General features: G+C 59.0%; 2 protein-coding genes. Both read left to right on the top strand.

Annotated features, from left to right (window positions below):
- The coding region (locus WA989_RS17360; RefSeq protein WP_424341736.1) for a metallopeptidase TldD-related protein at nucleotides 1-593 on the top strand (593 nt) is incomplete at its 5' end.
- Nucleotides 580-1698, top strand: a complete 1119-nt coding sequence (locus tag WA989_RS17365; protein WP_424341737.1) for an inositol monophosphatase family protein — start codon at nucleotides 580-582, stop codon at nucleotides 1696-1698. The genes WA989_RS17360 and WA989_RS17365, both read left to right, overlap by 14 nt.
- Nucleotides 1699-1709: the final 11 nt, after the last annotated feature.

A 1709-nucleotide genomic window follows, 5' to 3' on the forward strand; every position in this document is an offset into this window, starting at 1 on the left:
GCGCCATATCTGGCCCCTCTGTCGCGCGCGGTGTCAGCTTTCTCAAGGACCGGCTCGGAGAGAAAGTCTTCGCCGACGGCGTGAACATCATCGACGATCCTTTTCTCAAGAAAGCGCTGGGTTGCCGCAGTCATGACGGCGAAGGCCTGCCCGTTGCACGCAAACACCTCATCGAGGATGGCACTCTAACACGCTGGTTGCTCAACACATCATCGGCCAAACAGCTCGGCCTGGAGCCGAATGGATTTGCCAGTGGCGGCTTTGGCAATCCGCCCGGCGTCGGGACCTCGAACACGCACATTGAAGCAGGGTCAAAGTCTCCCGAAACGCTCATGGCGGAAGTTGGAAAAGGACTTCTGGTAACTGACATGTTCGGGCCTTCGATCAATCCGAATACCGGCGACTATTCTGTTGGCGTTGCCGGCTTCTGGTTCGAAGGCGGCACCGTTCAGTATCCGGTCTCCGAGGTGACGATCGCCGGCGATCTGCCCGCCATGTTCGCACGGCTCGTTCCGGCCTCTGATCTGGAATTCCGCGGGCGGCACAATTCGCCAAGCCTTCTGATCGAGGACATGTCGATTGCAGGAAACTGAGGCGGGCCTCTCTCAGCGGACACAGCTTCTGAAAGAAGTTGCGATTGAGGCCGGAAGCCTCGCATTGGCTTATTTCGAGCGCGGTCAGACGCCAAGCTGGGAAAAATATCCGGGCCACCCGGTCACCGAAGCTGACATTGAATCGAACAAGCTCATCGGATCGAGGCTGATGGCCGCCCATCCGGACTATGGGTGGCTATCAGAAGAAACCTCGATCTCGAAAAGCACGCAGCTTCAGGACACTATCTGGTGCGTTGACCCGATCGACGGGACCCGCGCCTTTATGAGCGGTCAGCCCTATTGGTGCATCGGGCTCGCCGTTATCGAATATGGACAGGCTGTGGCGGGCGTCGTCCACGCGCCGGTGCTCGGGGAAACATATGTCGCGGAAGTCGGCAAGGGTGCCTATCTCAATGGCGAGCCAATACATGTGAGCGCCTGCCGGCAGGAAGAAGGCTGCCGGATGATCGCGTCGGAATCGATGCTGACCCATCCGGCCTGGCGTGTTCCCTGGCCCGACATGGAGCTTGCACGGCCCAAGCCCAATGCAACGCTGCTCAGAATGTGCTGGGTGGCGACCGGCAAGTGGGACGCGACGCTGGCGCTGTGGCGAAAGTCTGACTGGGACCTTGCCGCAGGCACGGTGATTGTTCGTGAGGCAGGCGGGGCCGCAACGACGCATATGGGTGAGCCCTTCCTGTTTAATCGCAGCGAACCTGCCCAAAGGAGTTTGATCGCGGCTGGAAAGGCGTTGCATCCTCTGTTAGTGGAGCGCGTCAAAGGCGTTAGGCTGCCTGATCCCAACTGGACCGTGCGGCCATACGACAAGACTGAACAGACGGAGCGAAGACCCATGGCAGACATGCCGGAAGCCAAACAGCTGCTACACATCGTTATAGGTGGTGAACTCAAGGATGTGAGCGGCGTCGAGTTCGAGGATCTCTCCAAGATCGACTTTGTGGGAGCGTTCCCAAGCTACAAGGCGGCCTATGACGCCTGGAAAAATGCTGCACAGAGAACGGTCGACAATGCCGAGATGAGATATTTCATCCTGCATGCGCATCGCCTGCTGGACCCGGAAACGGGGTCTCACCATCACGTCTGAGACACCAGCCG

It is taken from the genome of Henriciella sp., from assembly GCF_049649345.1.
Taxonomy (GTDB): Bacteria; Pseudomonadota; Alphaproteobacteria; order Caulobacterales; family Hyphomonadaceae; genus Henriciella.